This window comes from Spiroplasma chrysopicola DF-1, assembly GCF_000400935.1.
In the GTDB taxonomy this organism is placed as follows: Bacteria; Bacillota_I; Bacilli_A; order Mycoplasmatales; family Mycoplasmataceae; genus Spiroplasma; species Spiroplasma chrysopicola.
The window spans coordinates 861,862-880,063 of the sequence record NC_021280.1 but is presented as its reverse complement, the minus strand read 5'-3'; the positions used below and the strand labels follow the sequence as shown (position 1 = coordinate 880,063).

General features: G+C 27.9%; 21 protein-coding genes. 20 read left to right on the top strand and 1 reads right to left on the bottom strand.

Features of this window, described 5'->3' with window-relative positions; genetic code table 4:
* Positions 1 to 73 precede the first annotated feature (73 nt).
* From SCHRY_RS04110 to SCHRY_RS04040, 16 genes are all read left to right on the top strand, one after another.
* Complete coding sequence (locus SCHRY_RS04110) at positions 74 to 922, top strand: class II fructose-bisphosphate aldolase (RefSeq protein ID WP_016339202.1); 849 nt, start codon at positions 74 to 76, stop codon at positions 920 to 922.
* A 174-nt stretch (positions 923 to 1,096) separates the two neighbouring features.
* Entirely contained in the window at positions 1,097 to 2,251 is a 1,155-nt protein-coding gene (locus SCHRY_RS04105; protein ID WP_016339201.1) for a sodium:calcium antiporter, read from the top strand.
* A 62-nt stretch (positions 2,252 to 2,313) separates the two neighbouring features.
* Positions 2,314 to 3,126, top strand: a complete 813-nt coding sequence (locus SCHRY_RS04100; protein ID WP_016339200.1) for an NAD(+)/NADH kinase — start codon at positions 2,314 to 2,316, stop codon at positions 3,124 to 3,126.
* Positions 3,126 to 3,491, top strand: coding sequence for a PTS transporter subunit EIIB (locus SCHRY_RS04095; RefSeq protein WP_016339199.1), 366 nt, complete (start codon positions 3,126 to 3,128; stop codon positions 3,489 to 3,491). Before SCHRY_RS04100 ends, SCHRY_RS04095 begins: the two co-directional genes overlap by 1 nt.
* Before the next feature lie 51 nt (positions 3,492 to 3,542).
* Positions 3,543 to 4,373, top strand: a complete 831-nt coding sequence (locus tag SCHRY_RS04090; RefSeq protein WP_016339198.1) for an aldo/keto reductase — start codon at positions 3,543 to 3,545, stop codon at positions 4,371 to 4,373.
* 113 nt (positions 4,374 to 4,486) lie between these two features.
* On the top strand, positions 4,487 to 4,984 hold the full coding sequence (locus SCHRY_RS04085) for a DUF1129 domain-containing protein (RefSeq protein WP_016339197.1): 498 nt from the start codon (positions 4,487 to 4,489) through the stop codon (positions 4,982 to 4,984).
* Between the two features lie 140 nt (positions 4,985 to 5,124).
* A complete protein-coding gene (locus SCHRY_RS04080; RefSeq protein WP_016339196.1) occupies positions 5,125 to 7,017 on the top strand; it encodes an ABC transporter ATP-binding protein in 1,893 nt (630 codons plus the stop codon).
* Between the two features lie 86 nt (positions 7,018 to 7,103).
* Positions 7,104 to 7,808, top strand: a complete 705-nt coding sequence (locus tag SCHRY_RS04075; protein WP_016339195.1) for an ATP-binding cassette domain-containing protein — start codon at positions 7,104 to 7,106, stop codon at positions 7,806 to 7,808.
* Positions 7,808 to 8,671: an ABC transporter permease gene (locus SCHRY_RS04070; RefSeq protein ID WP_016339194.1), complete on the top strand. Its 864-nt coding sequence runs from the start codon at positions 7,808 to 7,810 to the stop codon at positions 8,669 to 8,671. Before SCHRY_RS04075 ends, SCHRY_RS04070 begins: the two co-directional genes overlap by 1 nt.
* A gap of 78 nt (positions 8,672 to 8,749) precedes the next feature.
* A complete protein-coding gene (locus SCHRY_RS05425; RefSeq protein WP_016339193.1) occupies positions 8,750 to 8,902 on the top strand; it encodes a hypothetical protein in 153 nt (50 codons plus the stop codon).
* Between the two features lie 97 nt (positions 8,903 to 8,999).
* Positions 9,000 to 9,224 (top strand): hypothetical protein, encoded by a 225-nt coding sequence (locus SCHRY_RS05295; RefSeq protein ID WP_051090940.1) that lies wholly within the window; start codon positions 9,000 to 9,002, stop codon positions 9,222 to 9,224.
* 21 nt (positions 9,225 to 9,245) lie between these two features.
* Positions 9,246 to 9,929, top strand: coding sequence for a DNA alkylation repair protein (locus SCHRY_RS04060; RefSeq protein WP_016339192.1), 684 nt, complete (start codon positions 9,246 to 9,248; stop codon positions 9,927 to 9,929).
* 144 nt (positions 9,930 to 10,073) lie between these two features.
* Positions 10,074 to 11,279 (top strand): hypothetical protein, encoded by a 1,206-nt coding sequence (locus SCHRY_RS04055; RefSeq protein ID WP_016339191.1) that lies wholly within the window; start codon positions 10,074 to 10,076, stop codon positions 11,277 to 11,279.
* 224 nt (positions 11,280 to 11,503) lie between these two features.
* A complete protein-coding gene (locus tag SCHRY_RS04050; RefSeq protein WP_016339190.1) occupies positions 11,504 to 12,277 on the top strand; it encodes a YwaF family protein in 774 nt (257 codons plus the stop codon).
* Between the two features lie 161 nt (positions 12,278 to 12,438).
* Positions 12,439 to 13,263, top strand: a complete 825-nt coding sequence (locus SCHRY_RS04045) for a DegV family protein (RefSeq protein WP_016339189.1) — start codon at positions 12,439 to 12,441, stop codon at positions 13,261 to 13,263.
* A gap of 88 nt (positions 13,264 to 13,351) precedes the next feature.
* Entirely contained in the window at positions 13,352 to 14,527 is a 1,176-nt protein-coding gene (locus SCHRY_RS04040) for an IS3 family transposase (RefSeq protein ID WP_016338826.1), read from the top strand.
* 25 nt (positions 14,528 to 14,552) lie between these two features.
* Here the strand turns inward: SCHRY_RS04040 and SCHRY_RS04035 are convergent, their stop codons facing one another.
* Positions 14,553 to 15,422: a DUF1295 domain-containing protein gene (locus SCHRY_RS04035; RefSeq protein ID WP_016339188.1), complete on the bottom strand. Its 870-nt coding sequence runs from the start codon at positions 15,420 to 15,422 to the stop codon at positions 14,553 to 14,555.
* Positions 15,423 to 15,677: 255 nt separating this feature from the next.
* Between SCHRY_RS04035 and SCHRY_RS04030 the strand changes: the two genes are divergently transcribed.
* Genes SCHRY_RS04030 through SCHRY_RS04015 form a run of 4 tightly spaced genes read left to right on the top strand, consistent with a single transcriptional unit; the run spans position 15,678 to position 18,199 of the window.
* A complete protein-coding gene (locus tag SCHRY_RS04030; protein ID WP_016339187.1) occupies positions 15,678 to 16,163 on the top strand; it encodes an LSm family protein in 486 nt (161 codons plus the stop codon).
* A gap of 15 nt (positions 16,164 to 16,178) precedes the next feature.
* Positions 16,179 to 17,603, top strand: coding sequence for a transcription termination factor NusA (gene nusA / locus SCHRY_RS04025; protein WP_016339186.1), 1,425 nt, complete (start codon positions 16,179 to 16,181; stop codon positions 17,601 to 17,603).
* A gap of 20 nt (positions 17,604 to 17,623) precedes the next feature.
* Complete coding sequence (gene rnpM, locus SCHRY_RS04020) at positions 17,624 to 17,899, top strand: RNase P modulator RnpM (protein ID WP_016339185.1); 276 nt, start codon at positions 17,624 to 17,626, stop codon at positions 17,897 to 17,899.
* Entirely contained in the window at positions 17,900 to 18,199 is a 300-nt protein-coding gene (locus SCHRY_RS04015) for a L7Ae/L30e/S12e/Gadd45 family ribosomal protein (protein ID WP_016339184.1), read from the top strand.
* Positions 18,200 to 18,202: the final 3 nt, after the last annotated feature.

Here is an 18,202-nt window from a genome sequence, read left to right as displayed (position 1 = left end):
ATGAGATTTTTTTATTTTTATCATAAATTATCACTATTTAGCATATAATTACATTAGAAAGAAGGAGACAATTTTGAAAACAACCTTAAAAGCGCAATTAGATAAGGCCCAAAGAGAAGCATATGCTGTACCAGCCTTTAATTTTGATAATTTAGAAATGCTAAAAGCAATTATTGAAGGAGCAGAAGAAGAAAAAGCCCCTGTAATTATTATGGTGACAGAATCAGCTGCTAAATATATGGGTTTTGAATATGTTACTGCCTTAGGTCAAACAGCGGTTGAAAATGCAAAGGTTCCAGTCATTTTACACTGAGATCATGGTTTTGATTTGGAGTTAATTAAAAAAGCGGTTGATAATAAATATACTTCTGTTATGTTAGATGCCTCAGCCAAACCAACAAGCGAAAATATTCGTGAAACGCAAGAAATAGTTAGTTATGCTCATCAACGAGGGGTTGAAGTTGAATCAGAAATTGGTCATGTTGGGGGAAAAGAAGATGATCGCAGTACAACGGGGGGTAATTATACTACTGTTAGTGCAGCGATTAATTTTGTTCAACAAGCAGCAGTTGATTGTCTGGCAATTGCTGTTGGAACAGCTCATGGAATTTATCATGATGAAGTTAAACTACAAATTGACCGCATTGCTGAAATTAAGGCTGCCGTGAAAACTCCGCTTGTTTTACATGGCTCATCTGGAGTACCAAGTGACCAATTAACCTTAGCAATTAAAGCAGGGATATGCAAAGTTAATATTGGGACTGATCTCAAATTGGCAAATGTAAAGGGAATAAGAACTTGACTTGGTGCTAATCCAACTGGTTATGATGCCCGGAAATTTGGACGACTAGCAATTGATGAAATGAAAATAATAGTTAAGGAAAAAATTAAAATCTTAAATGCAACTGGAAAAGCAAAATAAAATAGTAATTAATAATTACTATTTTATTTTATAAAAACAAATTAAATTTCTCAGTAGTTTACTACTATTATTGTAATAAATTTATTATAATAATATAGTAGATAAAGTTTAGGAATTATATATAATTTTTAATAATATAATACAAAAATTTAAAGTAGAAAAGGAGGGTGAATAATGACTTTATTTTCATGGAATATCGATTTTTTTAAAAAACTTGGTCTATATGATGGGCCAGTTGCCCAAGGGGTTGTTTGATTGATTTTTTTGGTTTTAGCAGTTGGAGTTGTATTTAGTGCAATGTATTTATCAAATTTTTTAATTGCTTATACAGCCCGTAAAAAAATTGGTCAGTCATTAGCAGGGGGAATCATTTTAGCAATCATTACATCTCTCCCAGAACTAACGATTGCAATTACAATGGGAGCAAATAATCGCCCAGAGTTTAGCTTAGGAAATACAATAGGTTCCAATTCATATTATATGGCTTTATTTGCCTTAGCAAGCTTAATTTTTATTAAGCGTCAGAAATTTGTTAAAATTAATAAGTTTCATTGAAGTCTATTAATTGAAGCACTTATTTTTATGACAATTTTATTTTTAGCTTTTTTACCAAATTCATTTGGTTTAAATGCTAATGCGTTATTACCATTTTTAACAGCGACAATTCCAGGGATTAAAATGTCATGGCTATGGTTAGTTTTTTTAGTTTCGTATATTACTTTAATTGCTGTTGTTATTCATCGTCAACGAAAAAGAATGAAACACCAACCAGGGCTAGAGTTTCATATTGAACCAGAGCAGCATGAAGAAAAAGATTATAAAAATCATCTATCAGTTAAAAGAATTGCAATAATTTTTGTTGGGTTATCTTTTTTATTAGTCTTTTTGGCTTTTGCCTTATCAATTACCGCTGATATTTTACCACATGTTTATGGTATTCCTGAAACTTCAGTTGGGGGTCTTATTTTATCTTTTGTCACAAACTGCCCAGAATTAGCAACAACATTTGTAATGTTTAAAAAGAATAAAAGAATGATTGCTTTTGGTGGTTTAGTAGGAAGTTTAAACTTTAAAATTGTCATTAACTTTTTTACTGACTTGGCTTTCCGGCCAACAGGATCATTGGGATATATAACTGGTGATGATCCATACTTTTTACAGTATAGTGCTTTAATGCTATTACAATTAGTAATGTTATGATTAACTTTTGCCACTGTTACTAAAAAAGTTCAACATAATAAACCGGCCTACATCGCAATTAATGCCAGTATTATTGCCACTTATGTAATAACTTGAATTTTGCTATTGTTGTTAATCCCACAAGTTTAAGAAAAGCAACCTTTTTTCTTGCAAATCAGTTATAATTTTAATAGCCAGAAGGGGATGAAAAAATGTTTAAGTATGTAATTATTGCCAATGATTATCCCGAATCATTAGCTTTAGCCCAAAAATTAAAAATAATTTTGACAGACCGCCAAATGCAAGAAGATATTATTACGCCTGAATATGTTTTTGTGATTGGGGGAGACGGAACCTTGTTACGAGCAGTTAACGAATTTCAAGATATTTTAGATGAAGTTTGCTTAATTGTTGTTAAATCAGGTTCGCTTGGTTTTTATGCCAATTATGATGAAAAAACTGTTACCCAAGCAATTGATGACATTATAAATGATACTGCCCATATTCAGCAATTACCACTATTAGAAGTTAAATTTAATAATAACCAAATTCGTTATGCCCTTAATGAAGTTAAAATTGTTGATCATGTTAAAACAATTCGTACTGATATTTATATCAACGATGAGTTATTAGAATATTTTCGTGGCAGTGGTTTAGTATTTGCAACTTCAACAGGTTCAACAGGTTATATGCGAGCAATTGGGGGAGCGATTATTTTATCAAATAAGTATAAATTATGAGAAATGAAAGAAATTGCCCCAGTTGCTAACTCAACTTTTTCGACAATAACGGCGCCTTTAATTCTTGATGATAGCCAAAGCGTAATTCTAGAAGGAGAATTAATTCATAAACAAATCATAATTGATACTTATGAATATAAAGTTAGCAATAATTTAGTTAAACTTAAATTTAGTGAAAAAACTTTGAATTTAATTTACAATCACCGTCAAAATCAAACAACAACTGCTAAATTGCAAACTTTATTTGCTTATTGCAATAATTTCAATAAGCGAGGTGAACGTTAATGTCAGTATGAAAAATTATTTTAATTGTTGTTGGAATGATTATTATGTTATTATTTATTTTCATGATGGTTTTTTGAAAAAAAATCTTTAATTATCGCAAAGAACTATTAGGAAATAAAACAATTAATTTTTCAGTTAGTGATTTAATTACGATTCTAGGAGCAGCTGAAAATATTATTGATGTTCGAGCAACAATGACGCGATTAAAAGTGACAGTTAAGGAAATTGAGGAAATTGATTTAGCGTTACTACAAAAAAAATTTAAACTTAAAAAAATTCAAATTATTAATCAAACGTTAATTTTGCCATTAGGAGAAATTAGTTTAAAAGTTGAGGCAGCAATTAAAACTGAACTTAAGCGATAAAAAGATTCTAAAGATTTAGATATGATTATAAACAATGAAGGAGAGAATGTTATGCCAGAAATTTTAACAAAAAAAATTACTTTAAATAATGGTGTTGCAATGCCAATAATTGGTTATGGAACATACTTAGTAACAGATCAAGCAAAAGGTTTAGCAGCGATTACACATGCCATTAATTATGGTTATCAATTAATAGATACTGCTGATATTTATCATAATCATGCATTGGTTCGTGAAGCAATTTTAAATTCTAACCAACCACGCGAAAACTTATTTATTACTACTAAAATTTGAATTACAAATAAAACCCCAGAAATAGTCAAAGCTGATATGGATCGGATCTTAAAGGAATTAGGAACAGATTATTTAGATTTAGTGTTAGTTCATTGACCATTACCAGATGGGATAATGATTTATCAAACATTAGAAGAAATTTATCAAACAGGTAAAATCCGAGCTATTGGTGTTTCAAATTTTATGATTGATCAATTAAAAAATTTATTGGAACAAACAACAATTGTCCCAGTTGTTAACCAGGTTGAATTGCATCCCCAACTACCATTGTTAGAATTACAAGAGTTTTGTCAAAAACATAATATTGTTTTAGAAAGTTGACAAACAATTATGAAAGGGAAAGTTGGTGATTTACCATATTTACAAACTTTAGCAGCGAAGTATAATGTTGATGCGCCAGCGATTGCTCTAAAATGAGCTATACAACGTGGTATTATTGTAATTCCAAAATCAGAAACATTAACTCGTATTGAATCAAATGTTCAAAAACTTGCGCAATTTGAATTACTAGCCAAAGAAATTGAGGCAATTAATGACCTTGAGCCAATTTTACGATTAGGACCTGACCCATATCATTTTGTTGGTTAAAAAAATCTTTTTACTGTTTTTTTAAAAAAAATAAAAAGAACGGTGGTAAAAAAATAAAAATGATATAATTAATAAAATATTAATAATTTAGCAAAAGTATTACGGAGGCATTAATGCAGATAAAAATTAAAAAAATTATTATTAACTCAGATATTTTTAGTTTTAATTTTGGTTTTATTGGAATAACTTTTGGTCTTTTAAGTTTATTATCATTAGAACCTTTTTGAAATAGTAGTAATGAAGTTAGAGATTATCAATCTTTTATTTTTACAATTCTAACAATTATTTTTGATACTCTAAGTGTTATTAGCGCAATGATTGCCTTTATTTACGGAAAAAAAATGTATCGTTTACGTCAACCAAATAAAAAAGAAAAGCGTTGAATTGACAAACGTTTTGAAAAATTATCTTACTGGTTTGATTTTTGGAGTTTTATTGTCGGAATATTAGGATTAATTTTTGGTTTAATAAGTTTGGTAACATTATTACCATATACAATTAATGAGTTCGTTTCATGATGAGCAACTTTTACTTCAATTTTTTTAGATACTTTTAGTGCAATTGCGGCAATTTTAGCCTTGACTTGCTTTTTAAAAAGTTGAAAAAAATAATGGTGCTATAATTATTTTGATCATTAACAAACTAAGAATAAAATTAGGACTTTACAAAGACAAACCTGAATTTAAGGGTTGCTATGTTATGATTTATTTAAGATTTAATTTAAATAAAACAATTTTAGAAAGAGGTTACTATGGATAAAATAGGAAATAATCACGAAGATTATATAATTGAAAAACTGAAAATTAAAAATGAAGATATTAATAATAGTAAAACAAAAATTAATAAAAAAGGTTTTTGAAAATTAGTATTACCATATTATGCAACATATTGACCTCTTTGTACAATATTTTTACTTTTTTCGGTAATTACTTCTGGAATTCTAGTGGCAATGCCAATTCTTGTAAACCAATTATTAAATACAATTAATATTAATGTTGCGGCCGGAAAAATTGGATTAGAATGAATGACAGTCATTTATGCCGGAATTGGGTTATTAATAACATATGTTTTATATGCCATGTTTTGGATTTCCCGCTATACAATTAGTGGAGTTTTAGCTCGTCGGATTGAAACGAAAATTCGGGTAAGATTATTAGCTAAACTCCTACGCTTAGACTTACATTTTTATCATAATAAGAAAACCGGAGATATTTTAACAAAACTAATTTCCGATACCCAAATCTTAGGAGATCAAGCTGAACAAATTCCGTTACAAGTAACTTATAGTATTTTTTCATTCTTTGGCGCATCAATTGTAATGTTTTTATTGGATAATAGTGTAATGGTAAATGGGGTACAAGTAAATATGAAAGATACTGTTTATATTGTTGCCGCGATTGTTTTAGGATTAACATTGTTAATTACAATTGCGATTATCTTTTTATATAACTATTTACGAAAATTACAATATCGTGTTCGTCGTGTTCTATCATCAGTTAATGGTGATATTCAGGATCGCATTCACAATATTCGTCTAATTAAAGCTTCAGGGACATTACGACATGAAACAGAACGTTTTGAAAATATTAATGAAGATTATTTCAAACTAATTCGCCATTGAGAAATTCGTCAGGGAGTTATTTGAGGATTAATTTTAGCAATGTTATTCTCAGTTAATGGGGTTGTAATTATTGTGGGAGTTGTTTTTGTTAATAAAAATGCCTTAAATCCGATTGTAATGGTTTCAGTTTTAATGTCTGTTAACCAAATGATTAACCCGTTAGTTAATTTAATTGGTTTGATGAATAATATTATTTCTGCATCTGTTTCTGCTTCGCGTTTAAATGAAATCTTAACTGAACCAGAACGGATTTTAGCCAATGAAGGAGAAATTATTGTTGAAAAAATTACGGGCGATATTATTTTCCAAAATGTTGATTTTAAATATTCTCCAGATGGGGAAAAAGTTCTTGATAACTTTAATTTTACTTTTAAACAAGGACATAGTTACGCTTTAGTTGGCCAAACTGGGAGTGGTAAATCAACAATTTCAAGATTATTATTACGCTTTTATGACCCAATTGCTGGGGCGCTATTAATTAATAATGATACTAATTTAAAAAATGTTAATTTAAAATCATTTTTAAATCATGTTGGTTATGTTGAACAAGAGCCACAAATCTTATTTGCCACAATTGCTGAAAATATTGCGTATGGTTTAGAAAATATTAGTCAAGAAGCAATTTATGCGGCAGCGAAAAAAGCAAAACTATATGATTTTGTTATGAGTTTACCAGAACAGTTTGAAACTGTTGTTGGTGAGCGTGGCCATATTTTATCAGGGGGTCAAAAACAACGCTTAGTTATTGCCCGGATGTTCTTACGAAACCCGGAAGTTCTAATTTTAGATGAAGCAACTAGTGCTTTAGACAATCTTGTTGAAAAAGATATTCAGAAAGAATTAGACGCTTTAATGAAAGGACGAACAACAATTGTTATTGCCCATCGTTTAACAACAGTTAAAAATGTTGATCAAATTCTTGTTTTAGCTCCTGGGAAAGGGATTTGCCAAACTGGGACATTTGAAAAACTTCGCAAAGAAGAAGGTTATTTCCGTGATATGTATGAAGCTAGCTTTAGTTAAAGCTAGCTTTTCTTTTAAAAATTTTAAATTTAATTAATTGTTTTTGTAGTATAATGATTGAAACTTTAGCAAAGGAGAGCAAAACTATGTCAACAATTATTGAAATCAAAAATCTTTTTAAAAGCTATCAAAAAAATGAGGTTTTAAAAGATATTAATGTCGAAGTGTTTGCAGGTGATCGCGTTGCGATTTTAGGGGCTAATGGTAGTGGAAAAACAACATTTGTTGAAATGATTTCAAGTTTTTCAAAGCCAACAGCTGGAGAAATTAAAATTAATTTGTCGGGTAATGTTAAAAAAGATATTGGGATTCAATATCAAGAAGGAAACTGACCAATTGGAATTCGAATTAAAGATATGATTAAGTTTTATCGCAAGGTTTATGAAAATTTTTCCCCAGTTTATGAAAAGATGCTTGAGGAAGTTTTTGAATTAGATAAAATCAAAAATATTAATTTGCAAAAACTATCTGGAGGGCAAAAGCAACGTTTTAATGCTATGTTAGCTGTTATCAATGATCCAGAAATTGTTATTTTAGATGAATTAACAACGGGTCTTGATATTGAATTACAGTATAAAATTTTAAACTTTTTTAATGATTATATTATTAATAATAATAAAACTTTGTTAATAGTTTCCCACCATCCAGAAGAAGTTGAAATCCTATGTAACCGAATTCTATTGTTTGGGAACAAATCAATTTTGTTAGACTGCTCAATGATAGAAGCAATAAAGAAATTTGGCTCAATTCGAAGTTTAATGAATTTATATTTTAAAGGAGAAATTAAATAATGTTAGCAAAAACAAATAAAAAAAACAATTTTCGGGCTAATTTTTCAATTTTTCAAGAATTAATGCTATTAATTAATAAATCCTTTTTTCGGGAAAAACGGGGTCCAATTTTCATTTTTGTTATCCCAACGATTTTTTTAATTATTTTTTACTATGTTTTTAATATATATCCAAATAATACTAATGGTGTTGCTATTCGGACATTAACGCTTTTTATTTATATGCTTTTACCAACGTTAAGTATTATTGTTTCTCTATCAACAACCTTAGTTGACTGAAAAAAATCAGTTTTTTTAAAACGAATTGATGCGACAGGAATTAAAAAGGGAACTTTCCTTTTTCTGTTATTAGTTTATTATCTATCGCTAGGTTTGATTGCTGTCTTTTTTGAAATGATAATTGCGATTATTATTGGTGGTCATAATTTTATTGAAGCTTTAAAAACTACCAACTGAGGCTATCTTTTATTAGGAATAATTGCCGCGATTCTATTATCGATTACAATGGCTTTTTTGATCGGGGGAATTTTTAGTAACGAAGGAATTACAAATTCAGTTGCTATTATTATTTATATTTTAACAATTTTACTATCAGGAGTTTTAGTCTATCCCCCTTTAATTAGTGATACGCTAGGAGTACGGGTGATAACTTATTTTATTCCGCATAAATATCCAATCTTTTTAATTTTTTATGCAATTACTGGTGTTAGTTGGGAAGCCCAATTCAATACAGGGGCTGGATATTCAACTGACTTATATCATTATTTTACTGCGACATGGCAACCAGTCGTAGGAATTATTTTGTTTCTTTTGTTTTTTACTTTTTTAGCTAAATTTTCCTTCCGTTGAAATGTGCGCCGCTAAAACTTTTATTTAAAATTAACCGATTATCGTGATAAGAAGAAATACTCTGTGATAAACTATGAAAAAGAGGATAACAAAATGGATGTAAACGTTCTACAAACAATTTTAGCAAAGAAAAAAATCACAACAAAAGGTCAATTTGTTTTTAAATTAATTAGAAATGTTCTAACGACATTATTTATTGATGAAAATTACCAGTCATTGTTACAAGCTGTTTATAAAATCATCTAAATCAATATCTCTGATTTCTAAACTTTAGTTTGGATGATAAAAAAAACAAAATATTAGGGATGGTTATGCTAACTATCTTTCTTCAGATAGTAATTTTTTGCATCAGTTTACAGTAACTTCAACTGTTAATAAACGCAAAAACCAAAGGGAAAAATATTGCCAAAATAAGATTCATTTTGTCACATTTGGTAAAATCAATGATATGAAAAAAGGAATAGGATATCATTTTTTAGGAATTTTTATATTTGTTGGTTTTATAGGCGACGATTGCCAAACAATGATTTATCAAAAAGTTAGTGAGCATTATCAATTGGTTAGTTAAGGATTAAGCGGGAAAGATAATATGAATGATTTTAATAGTGAAATTAAAGAATTAAAAACTATTTTTGAAAAGAACTGTGATCAAGAAACAAAAGTTAAACAAGAAAAGTTTTTGTTAAATAACTTTCCATTTTATGGGATATTAACCAGCAAACGTAAACCGTTAGTTAAACCATATTTATCAGAATGAAATAAAAAATATCCTAATTTTACTGATAAAAAGGCTTTATTTACAGCTCTTTATCACCAACCACAACGAGAATTTAAGTATAGTGCAATTGAATTTTTAAATTTATGATGACAAAAAACCCTTACTTTTAATGACTTAGATTGATTATTAGCTTTAATTAGAATTGATATTTGATGGGAAACAGTTGATAATGTTGACGATATTTTTGGTCAAATTCTGTTTAATCATAACGATCAAACAGTGGCTCGTGCTTATATTAATAAATTAATTAGCGATCAAGATGACTGAGTTAAACGGATTGCTATTCAATTACAATTAAATTTTAAGGAAAAAATGGATATTGATTTAATTTTTACTTTAGTTCAACCGTTATTAACAACAACCAACTTTTATTTAATTCGTTCAATTGGTTGAACGCTTCGTAATGCAAAACGGGTTGCCTCTGAAAAAGTTGAAAGTTTTATTATTACAAATAATATTAGTAACAAAATTATTGCTGTTATTAATGAACATTAAAAAGATGAAATATTTCATCTTTTTTCATAACTGGGGATTTCTTGTTTTTAAGAATAATTTAAATTATAATTTAATCAACATAATCACTAGGGGAACTTAATGGTTTTGTAATGTATTAAAATAGAAAGAACATAGGTGGATTTAATGACAAAAGAAAAAAAGCAGCGTAGTTTGCTTGGTACACAGTATTTTGTAATGATGATCTTTTGATTAATTTTAACAGCTGTTATTATTACATTTTTAATTCTATTTTTAAATGAACGGCAAAGTGTTAATGACAAATATGATGTGACCAAAAAACTTGCTGATATTGCCAATGGTACAACAACCGGGCAAGATGCACAAGCGGTATATCAGATGTTAATGAATATTAAATATCCATTAATTGATTTCTCCTTATTATCATTTACTTTTTTTGCGGCAAGTACTACGCAAATTTCTGATTGAGGAGTAGCATGAACACAACGAGAAACAAGTATTAATTTAGCTTATTCATATTTATTTATTACAGCTGTAATTGCAATTATTGGCTTATGCTATTATATTGTGATTAATATCAAAATCTTTCGTTATCGTAGTTTTCAATGACGTTATGGGTTAGCAACAAATTACCAAAATGATTTACCAATTTTCAATACTAAAATCTATTTAACATTTATTACAAACTTAACAATTATTTTTAGTTTCTTTAACTTTTTAACAACAATTATTGCTTTAGCTTATGGGGCAGTCTTGGTATTAGTATCATATTTTTTCTGATATATTCTTAAAAATAAAACAGAAGTTTTAGTGCCACATAAATGATGAAAAGCATCAAACTTTGCATTTTTTGCAACAGTTTTAATAATCCAAAATGGTTACACATTAATTAAATCAATTTTTTCTGCTAAATTTGGGGTTAATTTAGATTTAATTCTCCAAATTATTATTCCAATTGGAACAATTACTGTTATTATTGCTGTTTTTATTAAGAACTTATTATCAACAAAAGTGACAGCTGTTCGCAATGCAATTAAAACAATTGGGAGCAAAGTGGCAACCTTCCGGATTTTCTATTATACTCAACAAGAAAAAACTTTAGAAGATTATACTTTTGTTACTCAACTGCCCCCATTAATTAAAAAATCATTAGCAGCCAAAGCAATTACAACAAAACAAGCTTTAGAATTAATGGATACTTTAGAAGATGGGGCTAAATTTATTGAACAACACTTTAAAAAACCCAAAGAAGCGAACTATATGCTATATCATTTATTTAATGAAGTAGTTGATGTCGCAGAAATTAGCGAAATTAAAAGTAATATTTTAAAAGTTGAAGCGAAAAAAAATAAGGAAGCAATTAATAAATAAAAAGAACAAATTTAAAACTAAGTTTATCAGAAAGTATGGTAGCTTAGTTTTTTATTTTGAATTTAAGATAATTAGATAAGTGGTTATTGTTGGTAAATATTTCAAAAAATTTTAAATATTAATTAAATTGAAGTTTTATTTTTTTGTATAAATTCCTTTATTTTATTTTTAAATTTTTTATAATGTATGTGGGGATATTTTAAAAGGAAAAGGAGAAGAATATTTTGATTACATTTGCCCATATTATTGCCGTAATTATTTCATTTATTGTCATGGCAAGTTTATTTATGTTTACAAAATTTTATGCTAACAAATATGTTAATATATCAATTAGAGTAACAAGTATTATTTGATTATTAATTACCCAATTGTATTTTATTATTAATCGGATAATAGATAATCCACATGACATTAATTCATATATTTATTTGGAATTATGTAATATGGTTGGATGATCAGCAATTATTATTTTGATTTTTCCAACCAAAATTCAAATGGATACATTTTTTCCATTAGCAATCATTGGACCAGCGTTAACTATTTTAATCCCAAAAGATTGAAATTCGTTAGTGTTTAGTAATTTTTGATATTATCAATTTTACTTTGGTCATTTAGTTGGAATGTATGCCTATTTTTATATTTATTTATATGGGCAAACAAAATTCAAGTTTTCAAAACAGTTAATTTCGAGATCAGTTTTAACAGGGACATTAATTTTATCTTTAGTTGAAGTCTATAATTTAACATTTGGAAATAATGCAAATTATATTTTCAAAGATATTGTTGGAGCGATTGGACAAGATCAATGACCACAAGGATGACAATTCCTCTTTGTTCTATGCGTTGCTGGCCCAGTCTTCTTAACAGTTAGTTGAACAGTGATTTATTTCTTTAAACCAATTTATGAAATAAATTGAAAAGTAAGAAATCAGATTAAATTACGTGATACATTATGAGAAAAAGCTTTTGCAAAAATCAACTTTTATAAAATTAGATAAAAAATAGGTAAACTTTTGTTTACCTATTTTTTATTTTGCTAAAACTAGTAAGAATGATAATTCCTGAAATTTTAATTGATTTATCTGCTAAAATTTAAGTAGTAGAACAAAAATATATTAATCTAAAGAAGAATACAACACTACGGAAAAGGAGAAAAAAGATGAAGATTGCCATTGTTACAGATTCTTCATATGGAAAAGGGAAATTATACGATAATTTATATATTGCCCCTTTGTTAATTAATTTAGATGGTACAGAGAGTATTGAAGATAATCCTGAGTTTACTAAAGAAAAGTTTTTAACCTTGATCAAGAAAAACAGCTTAAAAACAAGTCAAACTCCAATTGGAAAAATTATTGAATTATATGATAATTTATTAAAAGAATACGATCAAATTGTTGTTTGTGGATTGGCAAAGTCATTGTCAGGGCAACATAATGGCTATCTTCTTGCTGCAGAAGAACCCCAATTTAAAGATAAAGTTTTTATTATTAATAGTAATGGGGTTAGCATTATTTTAGAACATGAAATTGCCCTGATTGTTGATTTAATTGGACAGGGAAAAACCGGCCCAGAAATTTTAGCAGAAATAAATGCAATTAATAATGCATATCAATGTTATATTTTACCAAAATCTTGAGATACCTTTGTTAAATCAGGGCGTATTAGTCGGATTAAGGCAATACTTGTTACAACATTAAAAATTAACATAGTTTTAAAAGTTCAAGATGATAAGATTGTTTTTGATAGTAAACACCGTGGTTTTTTTGCCTCAGTAAAGTTTATTGTTAATAGTTTAAAAGAGGTTTGTTCAACTGACATGATTGATGTGGCATATGGTTATTTAGATGATGAGACAGTTGAAAAAGTTAAAGAGATAATTACTACAGCTGGGTTTAAAATCAATTTATGAAGTGAATTACCCAAAACAATTTTAGTTAATACCGGCCCAGAGACATTAGCTTTTAGTATTTGAAAAAAATAAACAGTAACGGCTATGAATACCTAAAATAAAATAGACACATAAAAAGTTACTTATGTGTCATAATTTTATTGAAAGGTATTCTTTTATTATGGGAACAAAATGATTTACAAAAAACGAAAAACTTAATATTTTAAAATATTACAAAGAAAATGGTTGAGCAAAAACAATTAAAAAATTTGAAATTTCAACACCAACTTTATCTCGTTGAAAAAAGGCAGTTAAAATTAGTGGAGAAAAAGCGTTAGAACCAGGAAATGGTCTACAATCTAAAGGAATTCGTCGACCAGGGCGTCCAAAAAATCTTAATTTTGAATTAATGACAAAAAAAGAATTAATTGAGTATATTGAAATGATTCAAGATGTAAAAAAGTCCTTGCCCAAATCGAAAAAGAAGAAATTTCAAACGATTTGGTCCTTAAAGAAAAAATACAAGATTAAATATTTATGCAAAATTTTAAATGTTTCTAGAGCTGGTTATTATAAATGATTTAATGCTGGAATGAAACTTTTTAATAAATGGAATAATACAATTGCAAAAATAGTTAAAACGTTATTTCTAACTTTTAAGAAAATTTATGGATATAATATGTTAACACTAATTATTAATAAACTATATAATTGAAATTTAAAACCTCATATTGTCTATAGATATATGAAAAATATGAATTTAAAATCAATTATTAGAATAAAAAAATTTAATTATAAATTATCTTCTGGTAACAAAAGACATGAAAATATCATGAATCAAGATTTTTCAACCACAGATATTAATCAAAAAATAGGAACAGACATAACATATTTATTAACAAGCGACAAAACCTATTTTTTATCAATAGTAAAAGACTTTCATACTAATGAAATTTTGGACTACCAAATCAGTAATAATTTAGAAAAAGAATTTGTCTTTAAAAACATAATTAATTCTTGAGTAAAAGCTGGAAAGCCATCAACTTGAGTTCTACAATCAGATCAAGGTTTTCATTATACAAATTCTGATTATGAAAAATTATGCAATTATCTTGGAATTACGATTTCAATGTCCAGACGTGGAAACTCTTATGATAATGCCCATACAGAATCATGATTTGGTACTATGAAAACTGAATTTTTATATCATATAAAAAGAAAAAAACGAACAGCCAAATGAATTATTGAAAATCTACCTAAATATATCTATTTTTACAATAATTTTAGACCACAAGCCAAATTAAAAGGAATGAGTCCTGTTCAATACAGAAAATCATCCCTTCAAGTAACTTTTTAATTGTCTATTTTTCTTGACATATTCACTAAGCATTACTGTTTATTTTTTTATCATTAATCATTTTTTTAACTCGTAAGATATGACCTTTTTTACCACAATATGGAATAATAGCACTAGTTTTTTGAACATAAGTCTGATAAGCAGCATTATCTTTCAATTTTTTATAAGCACTAATTTCTAATAATGGCAAACCAGAGACAAAGTTTAGTAATAATAAAATGTATAAAGGTGATAATAATCATAATAATTGTAATAGAATCATTTTATTATCTGAATAGTTTTTTAGAATTAGATTAAATAGAAAGGCAATTGTTAAAAACATTCAGAAAACTATTTCACCAAAATAGTTTGGGTGGCGTGAATTTTTTCAAAGACCAGTTTGAATAAATTCGCCTTTTTTATTTTGGAAAAAGATGAATTTTTGTGCATCCCCAATTGTTTCGTATAGTAAACCAAATAGCGAAATTCCCACAAAAATAAAAGTGTAATAGTTTGTACTATCAAAGTAACTTCCATCAATAAACAATACAAATGTTGTTGGTAAAACAATTATGAAAACTGAAATAGCTTGTAAAATTCAAAAACCTAAGAATTTTCAAAATGAATTACGCATTTTATCAAAACGATGGTCAACTTTAATTTTAATAATTCGAATTAATAAGTAAGTCCCTAGTCTAATTGCTCATAGTAAAACTAGTACATATAAAACGATTTGGAATAATGAAAAATTTTGTTTTCATCCCAAAATAATTGATGTTGTTAAAACAAAGGTTAAAGCATAAGTAATATCTGTAAAAGCATCACTTTTTAATAAGAAAGCAATTGCAAAAAAGACTAAGTTTAAACCTAAACTAATAATAAATGTATAGAGAATAAAAATATAATTAATTTCCATTTTAACTCCTTTTCAATAACGATTTAATCAATAAAATTAGTAATTGCTATATCTATATTATAACTTATCAGGTTTAATCCTTTAAAAATATTTTATAAAATAGTAATTATTTTAATACTAAATTTAAAGGTTAATAACCTGTTGCATTTTTAAATGATTTGTATTAGTATAAATATGTATTTAAAATAATACCGAAATAAAGAGCACAAATGTGCTCTTTATTTAATGCCAAGATATTTTAAAAGAGGTGAAAAAATGGATGAATTGTTAAAACACCAATCAGTAATTAAGGCTGCAATGGAAGAATATTTACAACAAAATAATTTAATGTTATTTTCGCTTAATTCTTTAGTTGAATTTGACACAAATATTTTACAAGTATTAGTTGAAGACCAAGCAGCAGTAATTGATTTAGATCGGTTAGTAAAAATTAGTGAAGATATTAATCAAATTATTGATCATTTAGACTTAATTCAAACCGAATATGTTGTTGAAGTTTCAACACCTGGAGCAGAACGCCCATTACGAAATTTTGAAGAACTTGCTGGGCGTTTAAATGAAGAAGTTCTTGTTGAATTTATTACTAATGTTGATAAATTACCATTAATTACCGGCCAATTAGTGGCGGTGGATTTACCAACACAAACATTAACAATCAAATATTTTAAAAAAGGTCAACCAAAAAAACTATCTTTTCGGTATGATAATGTCAAATTTGCCCGTTGTGCAGTTAAATTTTAAGAGAGGAAGAAAACAATGATAGATGGAGCAAAACTATTAACAACAATTGAAGAAATTGTTAGTGAAAAACAAATTCCCCGTGAATTAATTTTAGAATCAATTAAGGAAGGGTTTAAAAAAGCTTATGAAAAACATTTTGACCCAGAAGCAATAATTGAAGTAGAAATTGATCAACAAACTGGTCAAATTAAAGTAACAAAAGAATTAACAATTGTTAAAAAAGTTGAAGATGATTTATTAGAAATAGGCTTAAATGAAGCCAAAAAACGCTTTGGGGATAATGTGACAATTGGTGACAAAGTTTATGAAGATGTTGATTCAGCTGAATTTTCTCGTTTAGCAATTATACAAGTGGGTCAAATTATTAAACAGCAAATTAAAGAGGCAGAAAAAGACTCAATTTTTGAAGAGTATATTATTCAAAAAGGTCATTTAATGAATGGAATCGTTATTGCTGTGGAAGAAAAATTTGTTTTAGTAGAAGTGGAAAGAACTTTTGCTTATATTCCAGCCAAAAACTTAATTTTCTCAGATCATTACGAAGTTGGTGATCGCATTTTATTCTTAGCTGAAGATATTGTTAAGTCAAAAAATGCTGGTCAAATTACGGGGACAAGAACAAATAATGAGTTTTTATTCCGTCTATTAGAACGCGAAATCCCAGAAATCTTTGAAAAAACAATTGAAGTTAAAGCAATTGCCCGAGACCCTGGTCGCCGTAGTAAAATTGCTGTTTATAGTGAAAATAAAAACATTGACCCAATTGGAGCTTGTGTTGGAACAAAAGGAAACCGAATTAATAAAGTAACAGCTGAGTTGCAAAATGAAAAAATTGATATTTGTATTTATGATGAAAATGAACAACAATTTATTATTAATTCGCTTTCACCAGTTAAGGTAATTTCAATTACAACAACTCCAGAAAATAAAGAAGCTGATATTGTTGTTCCTGATGAGCAATTATCATTGGCAATTGGTAAAGGTGGTAGTGCTGCAAAATTAGTGGCAAAACTAACGAAATGAAAGTTAAATATTATCAGTTATTCAGAAGCATTAAATCGGAATTTAGAGATTTTATGAAATGGTAATATTAACTTAGGAGAATTAGAAGAACTAAAAATTCGCTTAAAAGATAAAGTCAAAGAAAAAGATAAAAATTATCAAGCGAAATTACAACAAGAAGCTGAACAATTTGAACCTGAACCATTTGAAATTATTGAAGAACAATTAGTGGAAGCAGAAGAAATTAAGGCCCTTCCTGAAGAAGGTTTTCATGTTGAAGATTTATCAAATGTTGAAGTACCACCAACAGTTGATTTAACTGAGGAAATTCAAACAATCGAAGATAATCTATCATATTTTGAGGATTCAGCAAAAAACGAAGATGAAGAAGATGAAATTAATTATGATGATTATGATGAATACTATGATGAAAAATAGTTAATAATTTGGAGGTTACAATGCAAAAACAAAAAACTACACCATTACGCAAATGTGTTGTTTCAAATCAAATGCTACCAAAAAAAGAGTTAATTCGTATTGTTAAAACACCAACGGGAGAAGTTAAGATTGATTTAACAGGCAAAGCAAATGGACGAGGAGCCTATTTACGACCAACAAAAGAAGTTTATTTACTGGCCAAAAAGAATCATGCTTTAGAACGCGCTTTGAAAGTAAAGTTAACGGATGAATTTTATCAGCAATTAGAACAAGAAGTTCTTGAAGGATGAGATTAAATGGACGAAAAGGGGTATAATTATCTTGGTCTTGCCATGAAAGCCAGAAAAATTAGTACCGGTAGTACTTTATTAGAACATATTAAGAAAAAGAAAGTTTTTTTAGTGTTATCAGTCAAAACAATGGGTCAAACGCAAGAAAAACGATTTTCCCAAAAGTGCTTTTTTTACCAAATCCCGTATTTTAATTTGTTAAATGAAACAACCTTATATGAAAAACTAGGGATAAATAATATCAAAGTTTTTGGCATCACTGATATTAATTTAGCGAAACAAATAATTGGATTGATCACAATGTAACAA